This is a genomic window from Corynebacterium freiburgense (assembly GCF_030408815.1).
GTDB lineage: Bacteria > Actinomycetota > Actinomycetes > Mycobacteriales > Mycobacteriaceae > Corynebacterium > Corynebacterium freiburgense.
Map to the genome: position 1 here is coordinate 2,157,756 of NZ_CP047355.1, position 20,781 is coordinate 2,178,536.

Annotated in this window: 21 protein-coding genes and 2 tRNA genes; 9 read left to right on the plus strand and 14 right to left on the minus strand. The window is 50.8% G+C overall.

The window, feature by feature from the left end; genetic code table 11:
- Positions 1-17 precede the first annotated feature (17 nt).
- The 3 genes from CFREI_RS09730 to CFREI_RS09740 form a co-directional block, all read right to left on the minus strand.
- Positions 18-647, minus strand: coding sequence for a trimeric intracellular cation channel family protein (locus CFREI_RS09730; RefSeq protein ID WP_051255789.1), 630 nt, complete (start codon positions 645-647; stop codon positions 18-20).
- Positions 648-659: 12 nt separating this feature from the next.
- Positions 660-827, minus strand: coding sequence for a hypothetical protein (locus CFREI_RS09735; protein ID WP_156907692.1), 168 nt, complete (start codon positions 825-827; stop codon positions 660-662).
- Positions 828-1,368: 541 nt separating this feature from the next.
- Positions 1,369-1,442, minus strand: a tRNA-Ile gene (locus tag CFREI_RS09740).
- A 116-nt stretch (positions 1,443-1,558) separates the two neighbouring features.
- On the opposite strand from CFREI_RS09740, the gene CFREI_RS09745 reads away from it, so the two are divergent.
- The 3 genes from CFREI_RS09745 (at position 1,559) to CFREI_RS09755 (ending at position 3,796) form a co-directional block, all read left to right on the plus strand.
- Positions 1,559-1,631, plus strand: a tRNA-Asn gene (locus CFREI_RS09745).
- A gap of 54 nt (positions 1,632-1,685) precedes the next feature.
- Positions 1,686-3,569 carry a choline BCCT transporter BetT gene (gene betT / locus CFREI_RS09750; RefSeq protein WP_051255788.1) on the plus strand — a complete coding sequence of 628 codons (1,884 nt, stop codon included), beginning with the start codon at positions 1,686-1,688 and terminating at the stop codon, positions 3,567-3,569.
- The gene (locus tag CFREI_RS09755; protein WP_027011800.1) at positions 3,566-3,796 is read left to right on the plus strand and encodes a hypothetical protein; all 231 of its coding nucleotides are present in this window, start codon (positions 3,566-3,568) and stop codon (positions 3,794-3,796) included. Before betT ends, CFREI_RS09755 begins: the two co-directional genes overlap by 4 nt.
- On the opposite strand, the gene dnaG is transcribed toward CFREI_RS09755, so the two are convergent.
- The gene (gene dnaG / locus CFREI_RS09760) at positions 3,793-5,580 is read right to left on the minus strand and encodes a DNA primase (protein ID WP_027011799.1); all 1,788 of its coding nucleotides are present in this window, start codon (positions 5,578-5,580) and stop codon (positions 3,793-3,795) included. The two genes, CFREI_RS09755 and dnaG, sit on opposite strands and share 4 nt — an antisense overlap.
- Positions 5,581-5,590: 10 nt before the next feature.
- Entirely contained in the window at positions 5,591-6,802 is a 1,212-nt protein-coding gene (locus CFREI_RS09765) for an HNH endonuclease signature motif containing protein (RefSeq protein ID WP_027011798.1), read from the minus strand.
- Between the two features lie 290 nt (positions 6,803-7,092).
- On the opposite strand from CFREI_RS09765, the gene CFREI_RS09770 reads away from it, so the two are divergent.
- Positions 7,093-7,599 (plus strand): guanyl-specific ribonuclease, encoded by a 507-nt coding sequence (locus tag CFREI_RS09770; protein ID WP_027011797.1) that lies wholly within the window; start codon positions 7,093-7,095, stop codon positions 7,597-7,599.
- Positions 7,600-7,639: 40 nt separating this feature from the next.
- Here CFREI_RS09770 and CFREI_RS09775 read toward each other — a convergent pair whose 3' ends face one another.
- The 3 genes from CFREI_RS09775 to CFREI_RS09785 form a co-directional block, all read right to left on the minus strand.
- Positions 7,640-7,999, minus strand: a complete 360-nt coding sequence (locus CFREI_RS09775) for an ArsR/SmtB family transcription factor (RefSeq protein WP_027011796.1) — start codon at positions 7,997-7,999, stop codon at positions 7,640-7,642.
- Positions 8,000-8,027: 28 nt separating this feature from the next.
- Positions 8,028-9,245, minus strand: coding sequence for an MFS transporter (locus CFREI_RS09780; RefSeq protein WP_051255787.1), 1,218 nt, complete (start codon positions 9,243-9,245; stop codon positions 8,028-8,030).
- Between the two features lie 82 nt (positions 9,246-9,327).
- Positions 9,328-10,623 (minus strand): deoxyguanosinetriphosphate triphosphohydrolase, encoded by a 1,296-nt coding sequence (locus tag CFREI_RS09785; RefSeq protein ID WP_027011795.1) that lies wholly within the window; start codon positions 10,621-10,623, stop codon positions 9,328-9,330.
- Positions 10,624-10,697: 74 nt separating this feature from the next.
- On the opposite strand from CFREI_RS09785, the gene CFREI_RS09790 reads away from it, so the two are divergent.
- From CFREI_RS09790 to CFREI_RS09800, 3 genes are all read left to right on the plus strand, one after another.
- Positions 10,698-12,746, plus strand: coding sequence for a TPM domain-containing protein (locus tag CFREI_RS09790; RefSeq protein ID WP_051255786.1), 2,049 nt, complete (start codon positions 10,698-10,700; stop codon positions 12,744-12,746).
- 148 nt (positions 12,747-12,894) lie between these two features.
- Positions 12,895-13,092: a hypothetical protein gene (locus CFREI_RS09795; RefSeq protein ID WP_027011793.1), complete on the plus strand. Its 198-nt coding sequence runs from the start codon at positions 12,895-12,897 to the stop codon at positions 13,090-13,092.
- Positions 13,089-13,700 carry a Fic family protein gene (locus CFREI_RS09800; RefSeq protein WP_027011792.1) on the plus strand — a complete coding sequence of 204 codons (612 nt, stop codon included), beginning with the start codon at positions 13,089-13,091 and terminating at the stop codon, positions 13,698-13,700. The genes CFREI_RS09795 and CFREI_RS09800 overlap by 4 nt, the downstream gene beginning before the upstream one ends.
- A 609-nt stretch (positions 13,701-14,309) precedes the next feature.
- Here the strand turns inward: CFREI_RS09800 and CFREI_RS09805 are convergent.
- Genes CFREI_RS09805 through CFREI_RS09815 form a run of 3 tightly spaced genes read right to left on the minus strand, consistent with a single transcriptional unit; the run spans position 14,310 to position 16,729 of the window.
- On the minus strand, positions 14,310-14,750 hold the full coding sequence (locus CFREI_RS09805; RefSeq protein ID WP_027011791.1) for a hypothetical protein: 441 nt from the start codon (positions 14,748-14,750) through the stop codon (positions 14,310-14,312).
- A gap of 25 nt (positions 14,751-14,775) precedes the next feature.
- Positions 14,776-15,327 (minus strand): hypothetical protein, encoded by a 552-nt coding sequence (locus CFREI_RS09810; protein WP_051255785.1) that lies wholly within the window; start codon positions 15,325-15,327, stop codon positions 14,776-14,778.
- Between the two features lie 16 nt (positions 15,328-15,343).
- On the minus strand, positions 15,344-16,729 hold the full coding sequence (locus CFREI_RS09815; protein ID WP_027011790.1) for a glycine--tRNA ligase: 1,386 nt from the start codon (positions 16,727-16,729) through the stop codon (positions 15,344-15,346).
- On the opposite strand from CFREI_RS09815, the gene CFREI_RS09820 reads away from it, so the two are divergent.
- Positions 16,710-16,835, plus strand: coding sequence for a hypothetical protein (locus CFREI_RS09820; RefSeq protein ID WP_276201881.1), 126 nt, complete (start codon positions 16,710-16,712; stop codon positions 16,833-16,835). The two genes, CFREI_RS09815 and CFREI_RS09820, sit on opposite strands and share 20 nt — an antisense overlap.
- A 366-nt stretch (positions 16,836-17,201) precedes the next feature.
- A complete protein-coding gene (locus CFREI_RS09825; RefSeq protein ID WP_027011788.1) occupies positions 17,202-17,621 on the plus strand; it encodes a Fur family transcriptional regulator in 420 nt (139 codons plus the stop codon).
- A gap of 569 nt (positions 17,622-18,190) precedes the next feature.
- Here CFREI_RS09825 and CFREI_RS09830 read toward each other — a convergent pair.
- The 3 genes from CFREI_RS09830 to recO form a co-directional block, all read right to left on the minus strand.
- Complete coding sequence (locus CFREI_RS09830) at positions 18,191-19,288, minus strand: VIT1/CCC1 transporter family protein (RefSeq protein ID WP_027011787.1); 1,098 nt, start codon at positions 19,286-19,288, stop codon at positions 18,191-18,193.
- Positions 19,285-19,956: an isoprenyl transferase gene (locus tag CFREI_RS09835; RefSeq protein ID WP_240483193.1), complete on the minus strand. Its 672-nt coding sequence runs from the start codon at positions 19,954-19,956 to the stop codon at positions 19,285-19,287. The genes CFREI_RS09830 and CFREI_RS09835 overlap by 4 nt, the downstream gene beginning before the upstream one ends.
- Positions 19,957-20,034: 78 nt before the next feature.
- Complete coding sequence (gene recO / locus CFREI_RS09840; RefSeq protein WP_027011785.1) at positions 20,035-20,781, minus strand: DNA repair protein RecO; 747 nt, start codon at positions 20,779-20,781, stop codon at positions 20,035-20,037.

Below are 20,781 nucleotides of genomic sequence, written 5' to 3' on the forward strand. Positions count from 1 at the left end.
AAAATAGACCAATTAGTCTATATACTTCGAGTAGGCAGCACCCACCCACGCCAGTAAGCCAGTATGGCAAACCCGGCCCCGACGGACGTCGCAACGATCATCCCAATGGCGTCATGCCCCGCAAAATGAAACGCCACCATAACCGCCGATGAAAAAATCGCCGGAGTTGCATACAACGTATTCCCGCCAAAAATCGCAGGAACGCTACCAGTACTAATATCCCGAATCATGCCGCCCCCAACAGCGGTCAACATGCCCATAAACAATGCCGAAGCCCACGGCATCCCATACGTCAATGCTTTTGTTGATCCCGTTACCGCCCAAACCCCCAAAATCACGGCGTCTCCATGCACCCGAAACAACTCCCATGCCCGCCCCTGAAGATGAAGCACCATAGCCAATAATCCCCCAGCAATAGCCATTCCCATATAGAGCGGCTCCGCAATGGCGGCGGGAGTGCCGCGCTGCATTAAAGTATCGCGCAACATACCGCCGCCAAGCGCTGAAAACAACGCCAAAAACGCAACCCCAATAATGTCAAAATTTCGCTGCCGCGCAATCGTGCCGCCAATCACACCATTGAGCACAACGCCAATGAGGTCCAGGCTCTGATAAATCGCCAGAATCGTTGGATCAACCGTAGGCATGCCTACACATTACTAAGAAGCCCAACCTAACTCTGGATCCTGCTCAAGCATGCTATGAATACTCTCCGCACGCCCAGCCGCACCAGCGACAATCTCCTGCCAAACCTTATCGATCGTGGCGTCATCCGCTGGTAACCCAAGCTCTTCGTATGCCGCTCGAACGGTACCCCTAAGAATCATCAATGCACTCCTTCTATGAGAATTCGGTCTGCATCGTCCACAATCGGACTTTCATATGTGTAACACCTCGACACGCCCTACAACACGTATGAAACGGCCCCAACCGCATTCTTAGGAAAATTCTTTTAGAAAATTCAGCCACATTTTCGGGTAGTGGACCTTTTTATAGCGCAAAACTCACATTGTGTACAACGTTCCTTTTATGGGAGATTAAACCTATGAGCTATATATCCATACTTTTCGGATATCTCCTCGTATCCGCCATTAGTCTGCTTCTCGAACGGTTCATCGCACACGGCAACCTCGAACGAAATAACCTTATCGGCATACGCACTCACCTCCGACACTGCCTGGCATACAGGACACACCGCCGCCCGACCATATCTCATAGCTACATGCATTATCGGGGTTATCGGCATTATCGGCACCGCATTCAATACATGGCTTTCCTTGCTGTTTATCGCCCAAATTCTATGCTTGCTCTACGCCGCCTATATCGCCCACCAAAAAGCAAAAAGCACCATATAAAATGGTGCTTTTGTGGGGCCAGCGGGGCTCGAACCCGCGACCAGCGGATTATGAGTCCGCGGCTCTAACCGACTGAGCTATAGCCCCGCTAAGAGCTTAATACTTCTTTGCCTTGATGAAAAACTGACTTTCCAAACCAGCCTTTACCAGCCAATTTGCACTGCCACCCACCCCACTATATAGTTACTTCTCGTTGGAAACATTCCCCCATAGCTCAATTGGCAGAGCATTCGACTGTTAATCGAAGGGTTACTGGTTCGAGTCCAGTTGGGGGAGCTTGGACCCCGTGAGCTTCACGGGGTTTTTTGCTGCCGACCGTTAGGAAACACTATGCCTCAGCGCCTGAACGTTCCGGTTTTCAGCATTACACTCCTAGGCATTATCGGATTGACTGCATGGGCATTCTTTGGCCACGACTCCGCTGAAGCCGCACTCCATGCCGTTACCACGCTTATCGCCGAAAAACTTGGCTGGTTTTACGTACTAACCGCAACTATTGCCGTAGTTTTTGTAGTTGTTATTGCTTGCTCAAGCATGGGCAATCTTCGCCTCGGTCCAGATGATTCCCGCCCACAATTCAGTTTGTTTTCTTGGTCGGCAATGCTCTTTGCTGCAGGTATTGGCGTGGATCTAATGTTTTTCTCTGTTGCCGAACCCGTAACTCAATACTATTCCCCACCCCAAGGCCCCGGAGAAACCCGAGAGGCCGCAGAAAACGCAGTAGTCTTCGCACTATTTCACTACGGAATCTCCGGCTGGGCACTCTACGCCCTCTTAGGTATGTCCTTCGGTTTTTTTGCGTTTCGCTGGAATATGCCGCTTACACTGCGCTCCGCACTTTACCCTCTCTTTGGCAAACGCGTACAAGGCGCATTTGGGTATTCAGTCGATATTGCCGCCACCCTTGGCACAATTTTTGGCATTGCCGCCTCCCTGGGCATTGGCGTAGTCCAACTCAACTATGGCCTCAAACTGCTATTCGGCTGGGAGGAAGGCATTATCGTCCAATCCGCCCTTATTATTTTTAGTGTTTTTGTGGCTGGTATCTCCGCAGTCTCAGGCGTAGATCGCGGCATTAAGCGACTCTCCGAACTCAATATTTTATTTGCGTTGACCCTCATGCTGTATGTGGTCCTTGCAGGCAAAACTTCCTTCCTCCTTGACGCGTTTGTAGCAAACCTTGGCGATTATATTGCGAGGTTTGCAGATTGGACTTTGGACACATACGCATACTCCGACACCCCCGAACACACCCGCCAATGGTTTGCTAGTTGGACGCTCTTCTTCTGGGCTTGGTGGGTTGCCTGGGCGCCTTTTGTCGGGCTCTTCCTCGCCAGAATTTCTCGCGGACGGACATTACGTCAATTCGTGTTTGGCACACTGACCATCCCATTTATCTTTATTTTGATGTGGATGAGCTTTTTTGGGAATGCCGCACTCGACCGCGTTCGAAATGGCGACGACACATTCGGAAAAATGGCTATGGAAGCCCCCCAGCGTGGCTTTTATGACCTACTGCTTGATTATCCTGGCGGCTTTTGGCTTATTGGTTTGACCACTATGATCGGACTTTTGCTGTATATCACTTCTGCGGATTCCGGCGCACTGGTCATGTCCAATTTCACATCTCGCATTGACAATCGTAGCGACGGTCCCCGCTGGTCACGCATCGTTTGGTCCATTTTAATTGGCTTGCTTACTCTGGTCATGCTCCGTATCGACGGTGTCTCCACAGCCCAATCCGCAACGATCGTCATGGGTTTGCCGTTTACGCTGTTCATGTACCCACTTATGATTAGCTTGTGGCGGTCACTTCGCAGCGAAACTTCACCCCAATCACCGATCGACTGGCGCCGCCGCCTCGCCCGCTCTTTCGACTGGCCGAATGCTACGAAAGCACAGCACTACCTAAACAATATTGCCCTGCCCGCGCTTAACGACGTCGCAAAGGAACTGTCAGCACAAAACTTTCCGGCGGCCGTGACCACCACAGACGCCTTCCCAACCACACTCACCCTCAATTTCGGTGAGAAATCACTTTCGATTGTTCCAATACAAGGCGACATTCCCGCACTTGCCGGTTATAGTTTGGATCGCGAAGACCCCTACTTTGAGCTTCACCTTGGCGACATTGACATCTACGGCTTTGAAACCGACGAACTTATTAGCGTTATCCTTGATCGAGTGGAAGCGGAACGGAAAGGAACACCATGATCCAATTTGTTATTGGCGCAGCTGCAGGCTACGTCCTTGGTACAAAAGCTGGGCGAAAGCGTTTCGAGCAAATCAAAAAAGGCTACAACTTTGCCGTGAATTCACCAGCCTCAAAAGCCGCAATTAAAGCAACCCGCAAAGCTATAGCCAATAAGCTTGATCCGCAGCCCCGCATGAAAGAAATCAAAGTGCGGGACACGACCATCCTGGAACCTGACGAAGACTAACCAAACGCCCTCTCTAATAATTCGCGGCGGGCCTGCTCTAATGCAACCAAATCAGCAAACATTGACCTGTAGGTTGATTCATCATCAGAAGGCCGCATTCTCTGCAACTGCCCCTTAAGCAATGCAATCTGATTACCTACCCGAACTTCCTGCAGGCGCGATAGCACACTATCCGCATACTTTGCCAAATGCTCGGGGTCGCACCTAATCTCTTCAACAGCCAATTCTGAAACCAAAGTCCGGCCTAGTAAATCAGGCATTTCCCCAGCTACTTCGGCTACTCCACCGCCTTTCGCAATAGCCTCACGAATGGCCCGATATGATGCATTGCTATACGCATCAGCCGGAATCCCATCAAAATAGTTAGCAACTAGCTCCGGATACTGCAGCGCCAACTTCAGGCTTTCACGCTCCGCCCAAAGTTTCGGATCAGTTTTTTGTTGTTGCTGTACACGCTGCGGCTTCCATGCCCGACGAACCTGCTGCAGTACTTCCGTAGGGTCCGGCCAACCAACCCAACCAGCTAATTGACGCGCGTATTCGTTTCGTAGTGTTTCATCACGAATCCCCGCAACAACAGGCGTAGTTCTTCGTAATGCCTGCAACCGACCATCAGGCGAATCCAAAGAAAAATCCTGCAGCATAGCGCGAATAACAAACTCGAACATTGGAACCCTCTTTGCTACAAGGTCCCGTACTGCCGCATCCCCCTGCTGCAATCGAAGATCACATGGATCCATACCCTCTGGCGCCACAGCTACATATGACTGCCCGGTAAATTGCTGATCCCCCTCAAAAGCTCGCATTGCGGCCTTTTTGCCGGCCTCATCGCCATCAAAGGTGTAGATCAATTCACCCCGAAAATACGTATCATCCAACATCAAGCGACGCAGCATTTGTAGGTGCTCTTCACCGAAAGCAGTACCGCAGGCAGCCACCGCAGTAGTAATACCGGCAGCATGCATTGCCATAACGTCGGTATACCCTTCAACAACCACAGCTTGATGCGTTGAAGCAATATTCTTTTTCGCTTGATCAAGGCCAAAAAGTACCCGCGACTTTTTATAAAGCATGGTCTCGGGAGTGTTCATATATTTCCCGAGGTTGTCATCCTCAAACAGTTTGCGTGCGCCGAACCCAATAACGTCGCCAGCTAAATTTCGGATTGGCCACAGCAGGCGTCGATGAAACCGATCGATGGGCCCACGGCGACCCATTTTAGAAATGCCTGCGGCCTCAAGTTCTTGGTAGGTGAATCCTTTGCGGAGGAGATGCTTGGTAGCTACATCCCAGCCTTCCGGAGCATAACCACAACCAAACTTATGTGCATCAGCTGCTGAGAGCCCTCGTTCGGTAAGAAACTCCCTCGCCTTTGCTGCTTGAGGGGTTTCTAATTGCTCCATATAGAAACTGTGGACCGCTTTATTGGCCGCAATAAGACGCTGACGCGTTCCTGGCTCTTCGCGCCTAGTAGCCCCTTGATAATTAATGCGGTATCCGATTTTTTCCGCACAGATTTCCACGGCTTCGGGGAAGGAAACATGCTCCATTTTCATAAGGAACGTAAATACGTCTCCACCTTCGCCTGATGAAAAGCAGTGAAAATACCCACGGTTTGGACGCACATGAAATGATGGGGTTTTTTCATCTTTAAATGGCGAAAGCCCTTTGAGTGAATCCGCACCGGCAGGTTTGAGCTGCACGTATTCCCCAACGATTTCTTCGATGGGGGTACGTTCCCGTATCGCTGCAATATCCGAATCTGGGATTCTTCCTTTTGCCATGCCCTATACCTTAGCGCCCTCTCGGTTTTCTGTATTGCTTGAGTCTGCGCCGCTTCTCTTGAGCAAATGTTTGTCTAAATCTATCAGCTTTTGCGCCATCCGGTTCATGCTTTCCCGGCCTCCTTGTTTTGCCTTTGGACGTTCCTCTAATTCCTGCAAGTGGACCTTGTGGAGTCGTGATCGTAGTGATGTCCCCTATCTGCCACGTACAGGTTCCATCAACTGCTATTTCGCATCGTGCCCTGCCACCTGTTTTCATATTGTGATGGTGCCGGCAAAGACATTGCATATTCGACAGTGAGGTCCACCCACCACTGCGATAGTCAATCACATGGTCTTTATCGCAAAACTCTGCTGGTTTTTCGCATCCAGGGAACCGGCAAGTTCCGTCACGCAATTCCAGGACTCGTTTTATTGCTGCACCGGGGCGATAATGCTCATGGCATTCTTGAGCCACTGCAATTGCGTCACGCCAGATTATTTCCGCAGATTCGAAGAGCGCTGTTTTCCCTTGAAGGACTCCCGCACCAGCAAGGTAGTGAGGCTGAAGATCTTCTGGTGGCGCCACTGTTCCATAGAGTTCAAGTTTTACGTTTTGTGCTGTCCCGTTTACGAGCGCCATTATTGCCGTGCAGACGTCTTTATCCACTTTGGCTATGGTTTGTTCAAACAGGGTCGCCTCAGCCGCTGGCAAGACTATCTCAACACGCCGCATTCCAGGTGTTGCGGTTCCTTTAACTTGCATGCTCGGCGCAAGAATTGTCGTTTCTTTTTGTGTTTGTTTTGCGCTTTGTGCAAGCAGAAAGTTTTTTACCCAACGCTTAATGCTTTCCGGGCGCGGTAACGCTTGCTGATCACGTATTGGTTGAACATGTTGAGCTAATGCGGCATCTAATTCGCCCCATATTTCATGATCGTCACCTAAATGCTCAGTGCATTTCAGTATTCCCCGCAAATGATAAAACGTCATATGCCGGTAATACAGTGCGGCTTCTAAAAATTGTGGGAGGTGACGCAGAAGCATATCAATAATAAGCACCCAATCCCGCTCAATTGCCACACTGGTTTGCGCTAATTGAGCTTGTTTTTCTGCATGCATAGAACAATCCGCTACCTGCAGGTCAGGCTGTTGTGCAATATGGTCCATAATATCGTTGTAGTTCTTTTCCAGCGCACGTATTGCCAATGGGTTATCACTATAAGCGACCATAAAATTAGACATTTTCCGCCTTCACCCCCTAACAATAAGAAGTAAATTCCCGACCCTGAATCTAAGACCCATTTTAACAGATAATTTAACCAAGCTCCACGCTACCTACCCCCAAATTGGTAACAAAAACTAACCACGCTACTTTTTTACTAAAAAGCACATATATTCGAGCCCTTAAATCAGTTTTCCCGCCCATAAACCTCAAATAAAAACCATGTATCTAATACCGAACCACCCCAAAATAAGCCACAATCGCGGCCTAGAATATCCAATGAAGATCTCCCACACATACACTTGTAAACATGAAACGGAATCGCGTGCTTCAAAGCATTGGTGGCGCAGTATTAGTTATTGCTGCGGCGTGGTTAGGCATAGATCTTTCGCAAAATAACGGCACCCAATCCACCACGCAATCCAACCAAGTCACGCAATCATCCGCCCCACAGGACAACCAACCAAAACAGAAAGACCAGGCCACCAGTAACTTTAAGGCCAACCGGAGCGGGCTACCTTCATGCCCTGTAAACACACTTCCGGATCAAGCCAATGATGTAATTGACGATATTTTAGCGGGCGGCCCGTTCGAACATCCTGGCATTGATGGTAAGCATTTTGGCAATTATGAGCGGATTTTACCGAAAGAGAAAAGTAGTTTCTACCGGGAGTACACAGTGGATACTCCGGGTGTAAATCATCGTGGGGAGCGCAGGATTGTTGTGGGTGGGGGCTCGAAACAGGATCCGGATACTTGGTATTACACAGACGACCATTATGAGAGTTTTTGCGTTATTCCCGATGCCGAGAACTAGCACGCACTCCAACCACTCGACAAACCAGATCGCCTAACCGCTAGCTGTGGGTTGGTTCGCCGGTAATAAGGTGGTCGGCGTGGTTAAGGCTTTCCAGTACTAAGCGGCTAAGGTGCCCGTCGAGGACGCTATAGATAACATTTCGTCCAACTTTGCGGCATTCGACGAGCCCGCCGAGGCGGAGTTTGGCAAGGTGTTGGCTAACAACCGTGCGGTTAGCGCCGGTGGCGGCAACGAGTTCGGCGACGCTATGTTCGTCTTCGGTAAGGAGCCATAGGAGGTGGAGTCGGGTGGGTTCGGCTAGGAGTTTGAGGGTATTGGAGGCGGATTCGAGGAGTTTTGGAGATGCTTCGAGGTCGTGAACAAACGATGGTTCGATAAGGGTTTCGTGCATTTCCATTCAGTTCACTTCCATTGGATTAAAAAGTTCAACGTGTTGAATTGAGTGTACCCACTGGTTCCAATTTTGGCGCGGCCTCTCGGGTATTAACGCTAAGCATTGTGCCGAACAAACCAATAATTATCAACACTAGTGTGGCCCAGGAAAGTCCCATGGTGGCGCCGAGCCAGCCGGCAAGTGGGTAGGTTACCAGGTAGCACGCATGACTTAAGGAAAATTGCGCCGCAAACACTTGTCCGAGTTCCGCTTCAGGCGTGTATTTCCGCAGGATTTGCCCGATTGGGGTTTGCATTGCGGAAAGGGCAGCACCGAGCACGGGCCAGATAATCCAGAGTAACCATTCCCAGTGCAAAATCAGGGTGAGGTAGAGCACCACCATTCCGCTTATCGACGCCGCGGCCCCCGCCCACATCACGGGAAAATCACCGTAGCGTTCGCGAATTTTTGGCATAAGGAAGGCCACCCCCATTGAGCCAGCCCCGAAGACTGCGAGCAGCCAAGCGACCGCGGCGTCGTTACGCTGAAATACGGTTCGCATAATAACAACGGTATTTACCAATACCATGGCCATTGGGGCGGCGATTGCAATATTAAGCCAGAGGAGGCGTCGTAAGTGTGGCGTGCGGACCATAGTGCTAATGCCGCCTAGACTGTGCTTTTTACTTTTGTAGCCTTTGGGTAGTTGCGGGATAACGGAGGCAACGAATAACAGCGAGCCAAGGAACCCGAGGGCGGTACCCATAAAAAGTCCGTGGTAGGTCATTACAAGTAATGCTGCGGCGGCAAGCATTGGGCTGAGCAGTGCTTCAAGGTCATATGCCAGCCGGGATAGCGATAGGGCTGCGGTGTATTCGTCTTCATCCGCAATTACCCGCGGAATTGTAGCCTGGAATGCCGGAGTAAAAGTTGCTGAAGCTAATTGCAATACCGCAATAGCGGCATACAGTTCCCACTGAGTGTCTACAAACGGCAGCATTAATGCAATGCCGATGCGCAGGGCGTCAGCACCTATAAGGACGGCGGCAGTAGGGGCGCGCTGAAACCATGAACTCACTATGGGCGCGGCGCAAACATACATACAGATTTTTATGGTCAGCGCTATGGCAAGCACCTGACCGGCCTGGCTACCTGCGAAATCATAGGCCAATAACCCGAGAGCGACGGTAAGCAGCCCGGTGCCAATCAAGGCGACAATTTGTGCAGCAAAGAGGCGTCGGTACGTGCGATGACGAAGTGGGGCAAGCATAGCGAAACCTTTCAACCAATATGTGCACCCGTATGCACATATTGACTGATGGTAAACCTAACCTAGCTTCACCGCAAGAGAATTATTCAAAAAATCCGGAAATTGCCACCGCTTCCTTATACACACGCTGCAATCTCGATTCGGTCATAGAAGCGATTTGATCAATAATCACGCGTTGCCGTTGTGCATCATTTGCCGCTGCATCAAACCATGGCCGAAACATGGGATCTAGTGTTCCCGGCGCCCCCATTGCCAAATATTCATATACCAATCGAATCTGCTCCCGTTGCCGGTCCTGCCTGCGCAAATGCCCGGGATCCTCCATAACATAAAGCACCGCAATGGTCTTTAAAAGCGTTACCTCTGCCAGCGCCTGCGGTGGCACCACCAATATCCCAGAATGCCTTCCTAATACCTGACCAGATTTGCGAGTTGCAGCAATAGTTGCAGACACAAACCTGCCCACAAGTTCGGACGTTAACGCCTTGAGCGCCGCTACTTTTCCTAAACTGGCGTCATAGTCCGCCGCTGCGGACACTACTTCCAATTGCCGCAATCGGGCTGCGGCTTCAATGAGTTCGTTTTGATCTCCGCCAAAAGCCCGCGAACCCTTTTCCGCGAGCGCAACCAGCTCCACAAGATCCCAAAGCACACGCAAATCTATTCGATTTGAAAGAACGCCATCCTCAACATCATGAACGGAATAGGCAACATCATCGGACCAATCCATAATCTGCCCCTCTACCGGAGGCTGCACACCACTACTGCCCTGCCGAATCCACGCCAATACCGATTGGTCTTCGTTATAAGCCCCGTATTTTATGCCTGATTTTTTACTTGATACACCGCTTGCCTGGGCCTGCGCATCCGCTTGTGTCCATGGATATTTACACGCCGCATCCAGCGATGCCCGCGAAAGATTTAAACCAAAACTCTCCCCGGAAGGTGATAGCACTTTCGGTTCAAGACGTGTAAGAATACGCAAAGTTTGAGCATTGCCTTCAAAGCCGCCGCAAAGATCCGCAAGCTCATTGAGTGCCACTTCCCCATTGTGCCCAAATGGTGGGTGCCCGATATCATGGCACAGCCCGGCAAGCTCTGCGAGTTCAGGATCTACCCCAAGACCCGCACCTAATGCTCGTGCAATCTGGGCCACCTCCAATGAATGGGTAAGTCGCGTCCGCGGAGTATCGCCATCGTGCGGCCCCACTACTTGCGTTTTATCTGCAAGACGACGCAATGCAGCAGAATGCAAAACCCGCGCACGGTCTCGGGCGAACACAGTGCGATGTTCCTGGTTCGTTCCCGGAAAATGACTACGCTTTGCAGATTCGACAAAACGCCGCTCATAATCCAATGCGGTGTAGTGGTACCCCACTGCCCGACCCCTTTCAGATAAAACTTTTTATAACTTAGACACCAGTGTGCCAGGTCGATAGCTATTGTTGTGGTATGTATTCAAAGCGCGCCAATGTCCGAACAACATCCGCAACATTCGCAGCTATGTGTGTCACAGGAATCGCTGCACTTAGCACGGCACCCATAGCATTGGCCGTGGCGCCGAACTCTTTTGAAACTACTAGCATCCACCTTGCGCAGGACGTGGATACCCAATCACCTCCCCCGAGCGCACACACCCAGCATGTAATCGATCATTCCGGGGTGCTCAGTGATTCCGATATCGCCGAATTAGAAGATATGATCGCCAAGGTTAGGCAACAAGAACAGCGCGATATGTATGTGGTGTACCAACCTACATTCGGAACTTTAGATCCAAATAAATTTGCTGAAGACACATTTAAACTCAATGCGGCCGATAATGTTTTAGTTTTCGCAGTAGCCACCGAGACCAGAAAATACGCGGTAGCTCATCGCACTGAAAACTCCGCATGGAGCCAACGCGAAATTACAAACGTTAAAGATGCAGCCCATACAAAACTTGTGGAATTAGACTTCCGAGGCGCTGCCTTTGCCGCTGTAAAAGCTGGCGGCGGAAAAGCCCTACGCACCCCTGAAGAAGAAGCGGCAGCAACCCGAAGCACATATACATTTTTGGGCACTGGAGCGGCGAGCGTTGTGGCGGCCGGTGGTGGCGTTTGGTATTTAAATCGCCGCCGTAAGGCAAAGAATATTGCATCCGCACGGGAGATCGAACCAGGAAATGTTCATGAGCTCAGCAATCAGCCAATTGAGGTGCTGGAGGAACTTGCCAAAGAGGAATTAGTCTCTACTGATGAATCTATTCGACGCGCCCGTGATGAACTGGATTTAGCTATGTCTGAATTCGGCGCGGAACGGGTGCGCCCATTTACTAGCGCCATGAATAGCTCTACATCCACATTGCAACGCGCTTTCCAACTTCAGCAGAAAATTAATAGTGGCCAAGCCGGTTCTCCCACACAACGCAAAGCCATGCTTGTAGATATTGTTTCTAGTTGCGGTTTGGCTGACGACGCCCTGGATAAGGTCGCCGCTGAATTTGCTGAGCTACGCAACCTTTTGGTAAATGCGCCAAGTAAAATCGAGCAGCTCACGCAACAAACCATCGATTTGCGCAGCAGAATTCCTCATGCTGGCGAAACCCTACAACAACTCCAGCAAACCTATGCTCCATCAATTATCGATAGCATTGATGAAAATGTTGATCTAGCCAGCGAACTCACCACACAAGCGGAATCCAATATTGACTCCGCACGTGAGCAATTAAGTTTGCCTCCTGGCTCCCAAGGCGGCGTTATAGATGCCATCCGAAATGCTGAAAACGCAGTATCCCATGCCGATAAAGCACTTTCCAGCGTAGAAAACGCCGCAACAGATATTGCCGCTGCCCAAGCTGGCATTGGCCTAGTAATCACAGAAATCGAGCAAGAAGTCGAGGAAGCGAAGCAACTTAAAGCAGTAGGCAAAGCCCAAGGTTCTCACGCCAACTGGGACAAAGTTGCAGAAACACTTAACCGTGCCCCCGATGTACTCTCCCAAGCTCGGGAAAACGCCGAAGCAGACCCACTGACCACCTATAGCACCCTTGTTGAATACGATGCCGAACTCGATCTCCTATTAGATACAGTTCGGGAAAGCAACGCTCAACAAGCCCGCGCATTGCAAATTCTGGACAATACACTGCAATCCGCCGAAGCGGCATTGCGCTCCGCCGATGACTTTATTGGTACTCGAGGCAAAATCGTTGGCTCATCCGCTCGTGCCCAATTAGCAGAGGGACACCGCCAACATGCACTTGCTCTGCAAAATCGCACCACAGATACCCGAGCAGCCATCGTAGCGGCACAGGAAGCGCAAGCTATTGCAAAACGTGCCCTTAAGGGTGCACGCAGCGATGTCAATGCACATTACGCACGACAAAGCAGCGCTAATAGTAGCTTTACTACCGGCATGATTGCAGGACATATTATGAGCAGTGGTGGCGGCGGCTTTTCAAGCGGCTTCTCCGGTTTCTCCGGCGGAGGAGGCGGAGGCGTCAGCTCCAGTAGCGGCAGTTTCTAGTAGTGCGAGGCTTTAGTGTTTGTGGATCCCAAACGTGAAGACTTGCGCGGAGATTAGCGAACCTTCTATACTTCATGTACAATTATTCACATTAAACACACAGCTTTAATATATCCCGTATTACGCAGAGGGAAGAATGGAGGCACAAATGAATATCTACGAAATTTCTTCCCTGCTCTCTGAGTGGTACGCATTGCCGGAGGATGTTAAGGCTGAATGTCGTCGTTCAGTTGCGGTGGAACGTGTAGCAATGTCCATGGCTATGGAACGCGAGTACGTAAGTAAAGAATGGTTCTATCAAGCCCAGGAACGTCAAAATCAACTTGCTCCAGTTAAGGTTCAATGACACCCGAATTTAACGGCACACGAACATTTGATACCGTTCACGGTAAGTTGCCTTACACAGAGGTAAATGACCGTGTTGCTGAGCCCCTTCGAGTTCTAATCAATGAGATTAACGAAGGGGCTTTTCAAGATTTTGAGCTAAATCCACCCCTTCTCCAGGAATTTCACCGCCGCATCTGCGGAGACCTTACCCCAGCTATTGCCGGCCAATTACGCCAATGCGCAGTCCGTATTGGGCTCCACTACCCACCCGAACACATTTTTGTTTCACAAAAGCTGTGGGAATACTTTGATGATATTCATGCCCGCATGGAATATACCGAAGGCAATCTGCAAAATACCCTAGAACTCCTTGCATATGTGGAGGCTAAAGGCTTACACATCCACCCCTTTGTGGATTTTAATGGGCGCGCGATTCGCGCTTTGGTATATGAAGTTATGCACCGGCTTGATTTTCCCCCCATTGAAATATCTATCGACGCCGCGTCCCCCATGCACACCACATATATTCAAGCTCTGCGAGAATTTGATATCCACCAGTCCCTACAGGGATTAGTAGACCTTTGGAAAAACTATCGATTCCCCCGGTTCCGCGACCAATTTTACTAACCACCCGCAATTTCAAGTTTGTTAGGCGCGGTTTGCATGAGCAAACACTTCACCCTTGATTACAATGCGGCTCTGAGGTGTTGTGGCTGGCCTGGTTCTTGGTCTTTTTGGGTGCTGCTTGGGTGCTGGCTTGGCCTGGTTTTTGAGAGCCGTTGTGGCTGGCGGGGTTTTGGGGTAGATGCCGTGATTGATGTGACTTGTGGGGTTATAGCATCACGGATTCCGGTGGAGGGCTTGTTTTGGACTGGCGTTTGCGGGGGTTTGTGACTGGCGGTTTGGTTGTGTGCGTCCGGTGAACTGGGATTTGCTTAGGGCTAGCCGGTCTTTTTGAGGCTGGTTGGTCCTTCCTGGGGTCTGGTTGGGCGCTGGTTGGACGCCGGTTGGGCGTGTTGTCACAGATTCCATTTTTTTCAGGCGATTTTATGGAATCTGCGACAATGCGGATGAAAACATCACTAGTTTGATAGGGTGCGCCTATCAAACGTCCGGGAAAGCGGCTTAAACACCCGAGAAACCCCGGCACCTTCAGTCCACTCGCTTAAAAAATCGGCTCACACGCTCAACTGATCTTTGCCGCCGTCTCCTTAACTGGCAGACCTTCAACCGACCCTAAGAAATGCGCATATTTCGAGCCGGGACGTCGACCAGCACACAGCCCCAGGTGAGAACTACCGCGTCAAGAAGTGGGAAGTCAGCAATGTCATAAACCCCAAGGGTTGTTCGATACGGCGAAACCTTTGCCACAACTTGTCCTCCCCGCTCAATAGTGCGTTCTTTTCGTAGCGGTGAGTTTCGTTGCAGGGTGTAGTGCCGGTCTCCGCAGGTAGCTACTAATGAGTGGACGGTAAACCCAGTTTGGCGCATGGTAATCATTTCGCCATTTTCGGCGGTGGCACGAAAGCGGAAGTGGAGCGGACCAGGGGTGGATTCCACGAGCAGCCTGTGTTCCCCAACAAAGATGACATCGGCACGAACTAGTGCCACGACCTGTTTCTGCTGGTCGCGTAGGACATTATCTTCCCACACCCAAGTCGGTTGTGGTCGTGACATGGTTCGTTGCGCTCCTCAATGGCTCCTACAGTAGGAAGATCCAAATAATTATTGGGCTAAGTACCAGCAATGATACTGTGAGGATCCAGGTAGACCCCACAAGCCTGGCTTCTAGAGCGATTCTAGCAAGCCAGGCCAGGAATACCGCTTGGTCTTGTGAAACCTCCGCACCGGGTTCGATCTCTAGTTCCACATGGCGTACGCCATGGTTTGCACCTGTAAATTGCCCAACTTTTTCGCCTTCGGCATCGAGCACTACCCAATCGGTTTTCGCCTCATTCACCAGTGTGAATTCCGTGCCACCGAGGTCAGCCCGGATTCGCTTGGCACGATCGAAGCGACCTTCCTCGGGAACGGCACTATATTCGATTGGCTTAGAGGTTTCTACAGCGATCTTCGCTCGGGCTTCTTTCTTGGGTTCTACAGTGAGTTCCCAAGTGCGCTCCCCCACTTTTGCTGTAGTGGTTTTATCCGATTTGTCCATTGTGAAGGTGGCAACTTCTTCACCACCTTGCAGCAGTGGAATCGTCACCTTCGAACCAGCGTTTTGGCGCGCACCCCAATGAAGGTTTTCCATTGTGTCCCTTCCGCGACTAGCAGCCTACGAGCCTTTGTGCGAGGTAGCCTTCGAGCTCATCAAGCTTGATTCGCTCCTGCTTCATGGAGTCACGCTCACGCACAGTTACGGCATTATCTTCCAGTGTGTCAAAATCAACAGTCACGCAGAATGGAGTACCAATTTCGTCTTGGCGGCGGTAACGGCGTCCGATCGCTCCGGAAGTATCATAATCAATATTCCAGAGTTTCCGTAGGTCAGCAGCTACTTTTTCAGCGACTGGGGTGAGCGTATCTTTTTTGCTCAGCGGCAATACCGCAACTTTAATTGGCGCAAGCCGACGGTCCAGGCGCAGCACTACTCGCTTATCGACGCCGCCCTTAGCGTTAGGTGCTTCATCCTCATGGTACGCGTCCACAAGGAACGCCATAAGAGCACGAGTCAAGCCAAACGAGGGTTCGATTACCCAAGGGACGTAACGCTGTCCAGTGGTCTGGTCAAAGTAGCTCAAGTCTTCGCCTGAGTGTTCAATGTGGCAACCAAGGTCATAGTCCGTACGGTTTGCCACACCCATGAGTTCGCCCCATTCCCCGCCTGGGAATCCAAAACGGTATTCAAAGTCAATGGTGCCTTTGGAATAGTGGGCACGTTCCTCATCAGGGACGTCGAATTGCCGTAGATTTTCTGGGTTTATCCCAAGATCAACAAACCACTCTTGGCAGGCATCAACCCATTCTTGGAATTTTTCATCCGCATCTTCTGGAGCGACAAAATATTCGATTTCCATCTGCTCGAATTCACGGGTGCGGAAAATAAAGTTACCCGGCGTGATTTCATTGCGGAAGGATTTGCCTACCTGCGCGATACCGAATGGTGGCTTCATACGCGCAGTGGTCATAACATTTTTAAAGTTAATAAAAATACCTTGAGCGGTCTCTGGTCGCAGATAGTGCAAACCTTGTTCATTATCTACCGGACCAAGGAAAGTCTTCATTAGACCAGAAAACATTTGCGGTTCGGTCCATTTGCCAGGTTCACCGGTTTCAGGGTCGGCAATGTCTTCCAGGCCACGGGCAGGCGGGTGACCGTGCTCAGTTTCATAAGCCTCAATAAGGTGATCTACTCGGTATCGCTTATGGGTATGCAATGACTCTACGAGTGGATCTGTAAAGGTCTCAACATGTCCAGATGCGACCCATACTTGGCGCGGCAGAATAATGGAGGAATCAATACCAACAACATCAGAACGGCCCTGGACGAATGTTCGCCACCACTGTTTTTTGATGTTCTCTTTTAGCTCCATACCCAGCGGACCGTAATCCCATGCTGAGCGAGTGCCGCCGTAGATTTCACCACAGGGGTAGACCAAACCGCGGCGCTTACAAAGATTTACCACGGTATCGATGACGGATTCATTCGCCACTGAACTCTCACAACTCCTCTATCAAGCAGAGCGCCTGCCATTGAGTAACTTCAATCCAGCAAACACTCCAATAATCCTTATGCCCGCCTGGCTGACGGGCATGTGATGACGGCATACGTCAAACATAACCTTAGCGCGTCCCGCAAACTACCAGTCATTTGGCCCGCATTGATTGCTGTAAACGTGCTTTTATAAAACTTTTTTCACGCTGTGTTCACACTGTTACAATCTGGCGCGCCCATCAGCATACAACGAGGTAGCACTATAGTTTACCCCTATAAAATACAGCAAGAAAAGTTCAGAAATGGCATAAATACACGTTTGTGAACAGCGGTTTTTCATTATCATACCGCTTAATGGGGTAGCATTAAGAAGCATCACAAGCAACTGTTTTTCACCAGTGAACCAAAGCATCCCGTAAAAATACCCCGTGAAACTGCCGAAGCGGACCTCTGGAAGGAGCCCGGATACCATGGCTGTACACAATGAAACGATTATGCCAAAGTTGGGCGTACGCAGCACCCGTCAGCGCGCCGCTGTAGTCAACGTTCTCCGCGAACTCGATAATTTTGCCTCCGCTAAAGAGATTCACCAAGCGCTTACTGAACGCAAGCATAAAGTTGGCCTTACAACCGTTTACCGAACATTACAATCCCTTGCCGATATCGACGCCGTGGACGTACTGCATATGGCCAGCGGCGAGTCACTCTACCGTCAATGTAGCTCAGATGAACATCACCATCATCTCGTATGTACTGGTTGCGGAACTACCGTAGAAATAGATGGCGGACCGGTTGAGCGTTGGGCACACTCAGTTGCAGATAGCAATGGTTTCCAACTGACTGGACATACCGCTGAAGTTTTCGGACTTTGCAGGCAATGCCAACGATAAGCCCATCCCCTAGTTGCCCATACCTAAACCGCCCCCTTATTTGCTGGACCCTCTGACCGACATCCGTGACAGAAGGTGCTGTTGAGATTTGTGTGGTTATGGTGTCACAGATCCCACTAAGAAGGCCATGCCTCATGGAATTTTACTACCAGAAAATTGGCTGTGAGCGCCCGATGATCTGAGACCTGTCACAGATTCCATTTTTTCGGCCGATTTTATGGAATCTGCGACACGATAGGTAGGGAACCTGTCACAGATTCCATTTTTTCGGCCGATTTTATGGAATCTGTGACAAACCCCAGTTCAACGATTGTGCGCAATGTTGGTTGCTGTCACAAATTCCATTTTTAAAGGCGATTTTATGGAATCTGCGACACTTGGGATAAAAACATCACTAGTTCGATAGGGTGAGCCTATCAAACGCCCGGGAAAAGCCCAGCCCACACCCCGGAAAGCCCAGCCCACACCCCGGAAACCAGGCAGATTTCACGCGCCCTGGGCTTTTTGGCATATTTCTCTAAAGGTTTCACTTTCATTGCCGCCACATGAGCCTTTTTAGGTGCGTGCACTTACCCGACTGCCACGCCAAAGGCTCTGCCAAGTCCGTAGGTAACTGCTGCCGCACCCATTCCAATGGCAAGTTGGCGGAGACCACGTTTCCAAGGGGAAGCTCCGGAGAGCACGCCGACAATACCGCCGGTACATAGCAGGGCAATGCCTACGAGTACACATGCTAAAACGCCGGCTACCAGGGGTGATAGCCCAAAGAAAAATGGAATAACAGGAATGAGCGCACCTGTTCCAAAAAACATAAAGCTAGAGGCTGCTGCAGACCATCCGCTGCCTACCACATCAGTCTCTTCGCCATTATTGGTGGTGGAGTCGCTATTGTTTCCAATTGGTGAATGGCTAATCATACCGGTCGCTTTTAGCTCGGCAAATACTGCTTGTGCTTGTTGTTCGGCATCTTCTGTGGACATTCCGCGGGCACGATATACCAGGGCTAGCTCATTGGCATCTACATCGAGTCGGGGCACTTCGGATGAGGTTTCGGGGTTTGGGGTTGAGGCTTCAAGCAGTTCTCGTTGAGAGCAAACGGAAACGTATTCGCCAGCACCCATGGAAAGGGCTCCAGAGAGTAGTCCGGAAATTCCGGTAAGCAGCACAAGTCGGTTATCCACGCCTGCCGCAAGGACGCCGAGCACGAGGGCGAGGTTGCTGACCAGGCCGTCGTTAGCTCCAAATACGGCTGCCCGGAAATTGCCGGACATTTGTTCCCGTCCACGTTCGGCGAGGCCGCGTACTACTTCTGCGTGAATCCGCTCATCGGCAATCATTTGTTGGGTTGCGTCTTCGTCTTTGGCATAGGGTGTGCGGCTTTCCGCGGCTTGCATTAATGCCAAGGTGAATACACTGCCAAAGCGCTTTGCCATAAATCCCATAAAGCGGGTGGAGAAATCAGGGCGCTGCGGCATACCAACATGATTGCCAAGGAGCTTTCGCCAGTGTTCTTCGTGGCGGGATTCGGCGTCGGCAATGGCGAGCAGAATATCGCGTTCTGGACCTTCTTTACTCAAGGCGAGCTCGCGATATACAGCAGCTTCGGCACGTTCATTGGCAAGGTAGCGTTGCCAGCGGCGAATTTGCTTTCGAGTGGGTTCCGTCATTTCACTCCCCCAAACCGCCGATCACGCTGGGCATATTCAGCTACGGCATCAAATAGATCCTGGGCAGTGAAATCTGGGAAAAGTTTGTCTTGGTACACCATTTCCGCGTAGGCGGATTGCCATAGTAGGAAATTTGAGGTGCGTTTCTCGCCACTGGGTCGTAGGAATAAATCCACGTCGGGCATATCTGGCTCATCAAGGAATTGTGCAAATGAACTTTCGGTAATATCCTCCGGGCGCAATGTACCTGCAGCTACTTGTCGGGCGATTTCGCGCGTGGCGTCGATAATCTCTGCGCGGCCGCCGTAATTCACGCACATGGCGAGTGTCATTTTGGTGTTATCGCGCGTAAGTTCCTCGGCGGCTTCCAGTTCACGAATAACAGCGCGCCATAACCGCGGACGTCGCCCCACCCACCGAACCCGAACGCCTTTTTGGTGGAGGCCGTCACGTTGGCGTCGCAATACATCGCGGTTAAAGCCCATAAGAAATCGAACTTCATCGGCGCTACGACGCCAGTTTTCAGTTGAGAACGCATACGCCGATAAATATGGAATCCCGAGCGCCAGGCAAGCGTCGACAACCTCAAGAAGGACCGCCTCACCACGCCGGTGCCCCTCAGTGCGTTTCAGCCCGCGTTCCTGCGCCCATCTGCCATTTCCATCCATAACCAAGGCGATATGGCGGGGTAGAAATTCAGCTGGGATATTCGGAGGATTAAAGTTCACTTAGCCTATACTACAGGGCTAGGTAAACGCCCCCTGATCATGTACATCGAGTGCTACGATAGCCCGTTCGAGATGCCATTGAAGATGTGCTCGGGTCAGCCGATGTGCCGACGCCCCCACATAATTACTTATCGACGCCCCCCGCACCGTATCCCACGCATTATTGGCTAACCACCACATTAGGCGAAGTGTTTCCTCCGGAATTTCCGCAGAACCTTTAGGCTGGCATTTTCTGCACACTGCCCCTCCTGCACCTGGATGAAATGCACTATGTGGTCCAGGAGTTCGGCATTGAGCACATTCAAAGAGACTGGGCGCCCAACCCGCATGATCCATAGCCCTCAGTAAGAATGAATCCAAGACAAATGTGGCATTATCAACACCGCATAATTGAACGAGTGTTCCTAGTGCCGCATCGTAGAGCCAGGGGTCTTCAAACTCAGCAATTGCAAGGCGCTCAGCAGCTTCAAGGACTGCACATGCAGCGGTGTAGCGCTCATAATCATCGATAATTCCTGAGGCATAAAAATTAAGCGTGTCGGCGCTAGTAATCATTGAGAGCTTTCGTCCGGGATAGACCTGCACATTTAATTCCACAAACGGCTGCAGCCGGGAACCAAACCTCGATTTAGAACGCCGTACCCCTTTGGCTACGCCACGCACCACCCCACGGGTTCTGGTAAGCAAAACAATGATTCGATCCGCTTCGCCGAAATCATATGTTCGCACCACAAGGGCACGTTCCCGATAACTCTCACGCCCCAT

Excerpts from the sequence above, each read along its gene's own strand:
- CFREI_RS09730 (WP_051255789.1), bottom strand. The coding sequence starts at position 647 with ATGCCTACGGTTGATCCAACGATTCTGGCGATTTATCAGAGCCTGGAC.
- CFREI_RS09735 (WP_156907692.1), bottom strand. The coding sequence starts at position 827 with ATGATTCTTAGGGGTACCGTTCGAGCGGCATACGAAGAGCTTGGGTTA.
- betT (WP_051255788.1), top strand. The coding sequence starts at position 1,686 with ATGCCTCAGCGCCTGAACGTTCCGGTTTTCAGCATTACACTCCTAGGC.
- CFREI_RS09755 (WP_027011800.1), top strand. The coding sequence starts at position 3,566 with ATGATCCAATTTGTTATTGGCGCAGCTGCAGGCTACGTCCTTGGTACA.
- dnaG (WP_027011799.1), bottom strand. The coding sequence starts at position 5,580 with ATGGCAAAAGGAAGAATCCCAGATTCGGATATTGCAGCGATACGGGAA.
- CFREI_RS09765 (WP_027011798.1), bottom strand. The coding sequence starts at position 6,802 with ATGTCTAATTTTATGGTCGCTTATAGTGATAACCCATTGGCAATACGT.
- CFREI_RS09770 (WP_027011797.1), top strand. The coding sequence starts at position 7,093 with ATGAAACGGAATCGCGTGCTTCAAAGCATTGGTGGCGCAGTATTAGTT.
- CFREI_RS09775 (WP_027011796.1), bottom strand. The coding sequence starts at position 7,999 with ATGGAAATGCACGAAACCCTTATCGAACCATCGTTTGTTCACGACCTC.
- CFREI_RS09780 (WP_051255787.1), bottom strand. The coding sequence starts at position 9,245 with ATGCTTGCCCCACTTCGTCATCGCACGTACCGACGCCTCTTTGCTGCA.
- CFREI_RS09790 (WP_051255786.1), top strand. The coding sequence starts at position 10,698 with ATGTATTCAAAGCGCGCCAATGTCCGAACAACATCCGCAACATTCGCA.
- CFREI_RS09795 (WP_027011793.1), top strand. The coding sequence starts at position 12,895 with ATGAATATCTACGAAATTTCTTCCCTGCTCTCTGAGTGGTACGCATTG.
- CFREI_RS09800 (WP_027011792.1), top strand. The coding sequence starts at position 13,089 with ATGACACCCGAATTTAACGGCACACGAACATTTGATACCGTTCACGGT.
- CFREI_RS09805 (WP_027011791.1), bottom strand. The coding sequence starts at position 14,750 with ATGTCACGACCACAACCGACTTGGGTGTGGGAAGATAATGTCCTACGC.
- CFREI_RS09810 (WP_051255785.1), bottom strand. The coding sequence starts at position 15,327 with ATGGAAAACCTTCATTGGGGTGCGCGCCAAAACGCTGGTTCGAAGGTG.
- CFREI_RS09820 (WP_276201881.1), top strand. The coding sequence starts at position 16,710 with ATGACGGATTCATTCGCCACTGAACTCTCACAACTCCTCTATCAAGCA.
- CFREI_RS09825 (WP_027011788.1), top strand. The coding sequence starts at position 17,202 with ATGGCTGTACACAATGAAACGATTATGCCAAAGTTGGGCGTACGCAGC.
- CFREI_RS09830 (WP_027011787.1), bottom strand. The coding sequence starts at position 19,288 with ATGACGGAACCCACTCGAAAGCAAATTCGCCGCTGGCAACGCTACCTT.
- CFREI_RS09835 (WP_240483193.1), bottom strand. The coding sequence starts at position 19,956 with ATGGATGGAAATGGCAGATGGGCGCAGGAACGCGGGCTGAAACGCACT.
- recO (WP_027011785.1), bottom strand. The coding sequence starts at position 20,781 with ATGGGGCGTGAGAGTTATCGGGAACGTGCCCTTGTGGTGCGAACATAT.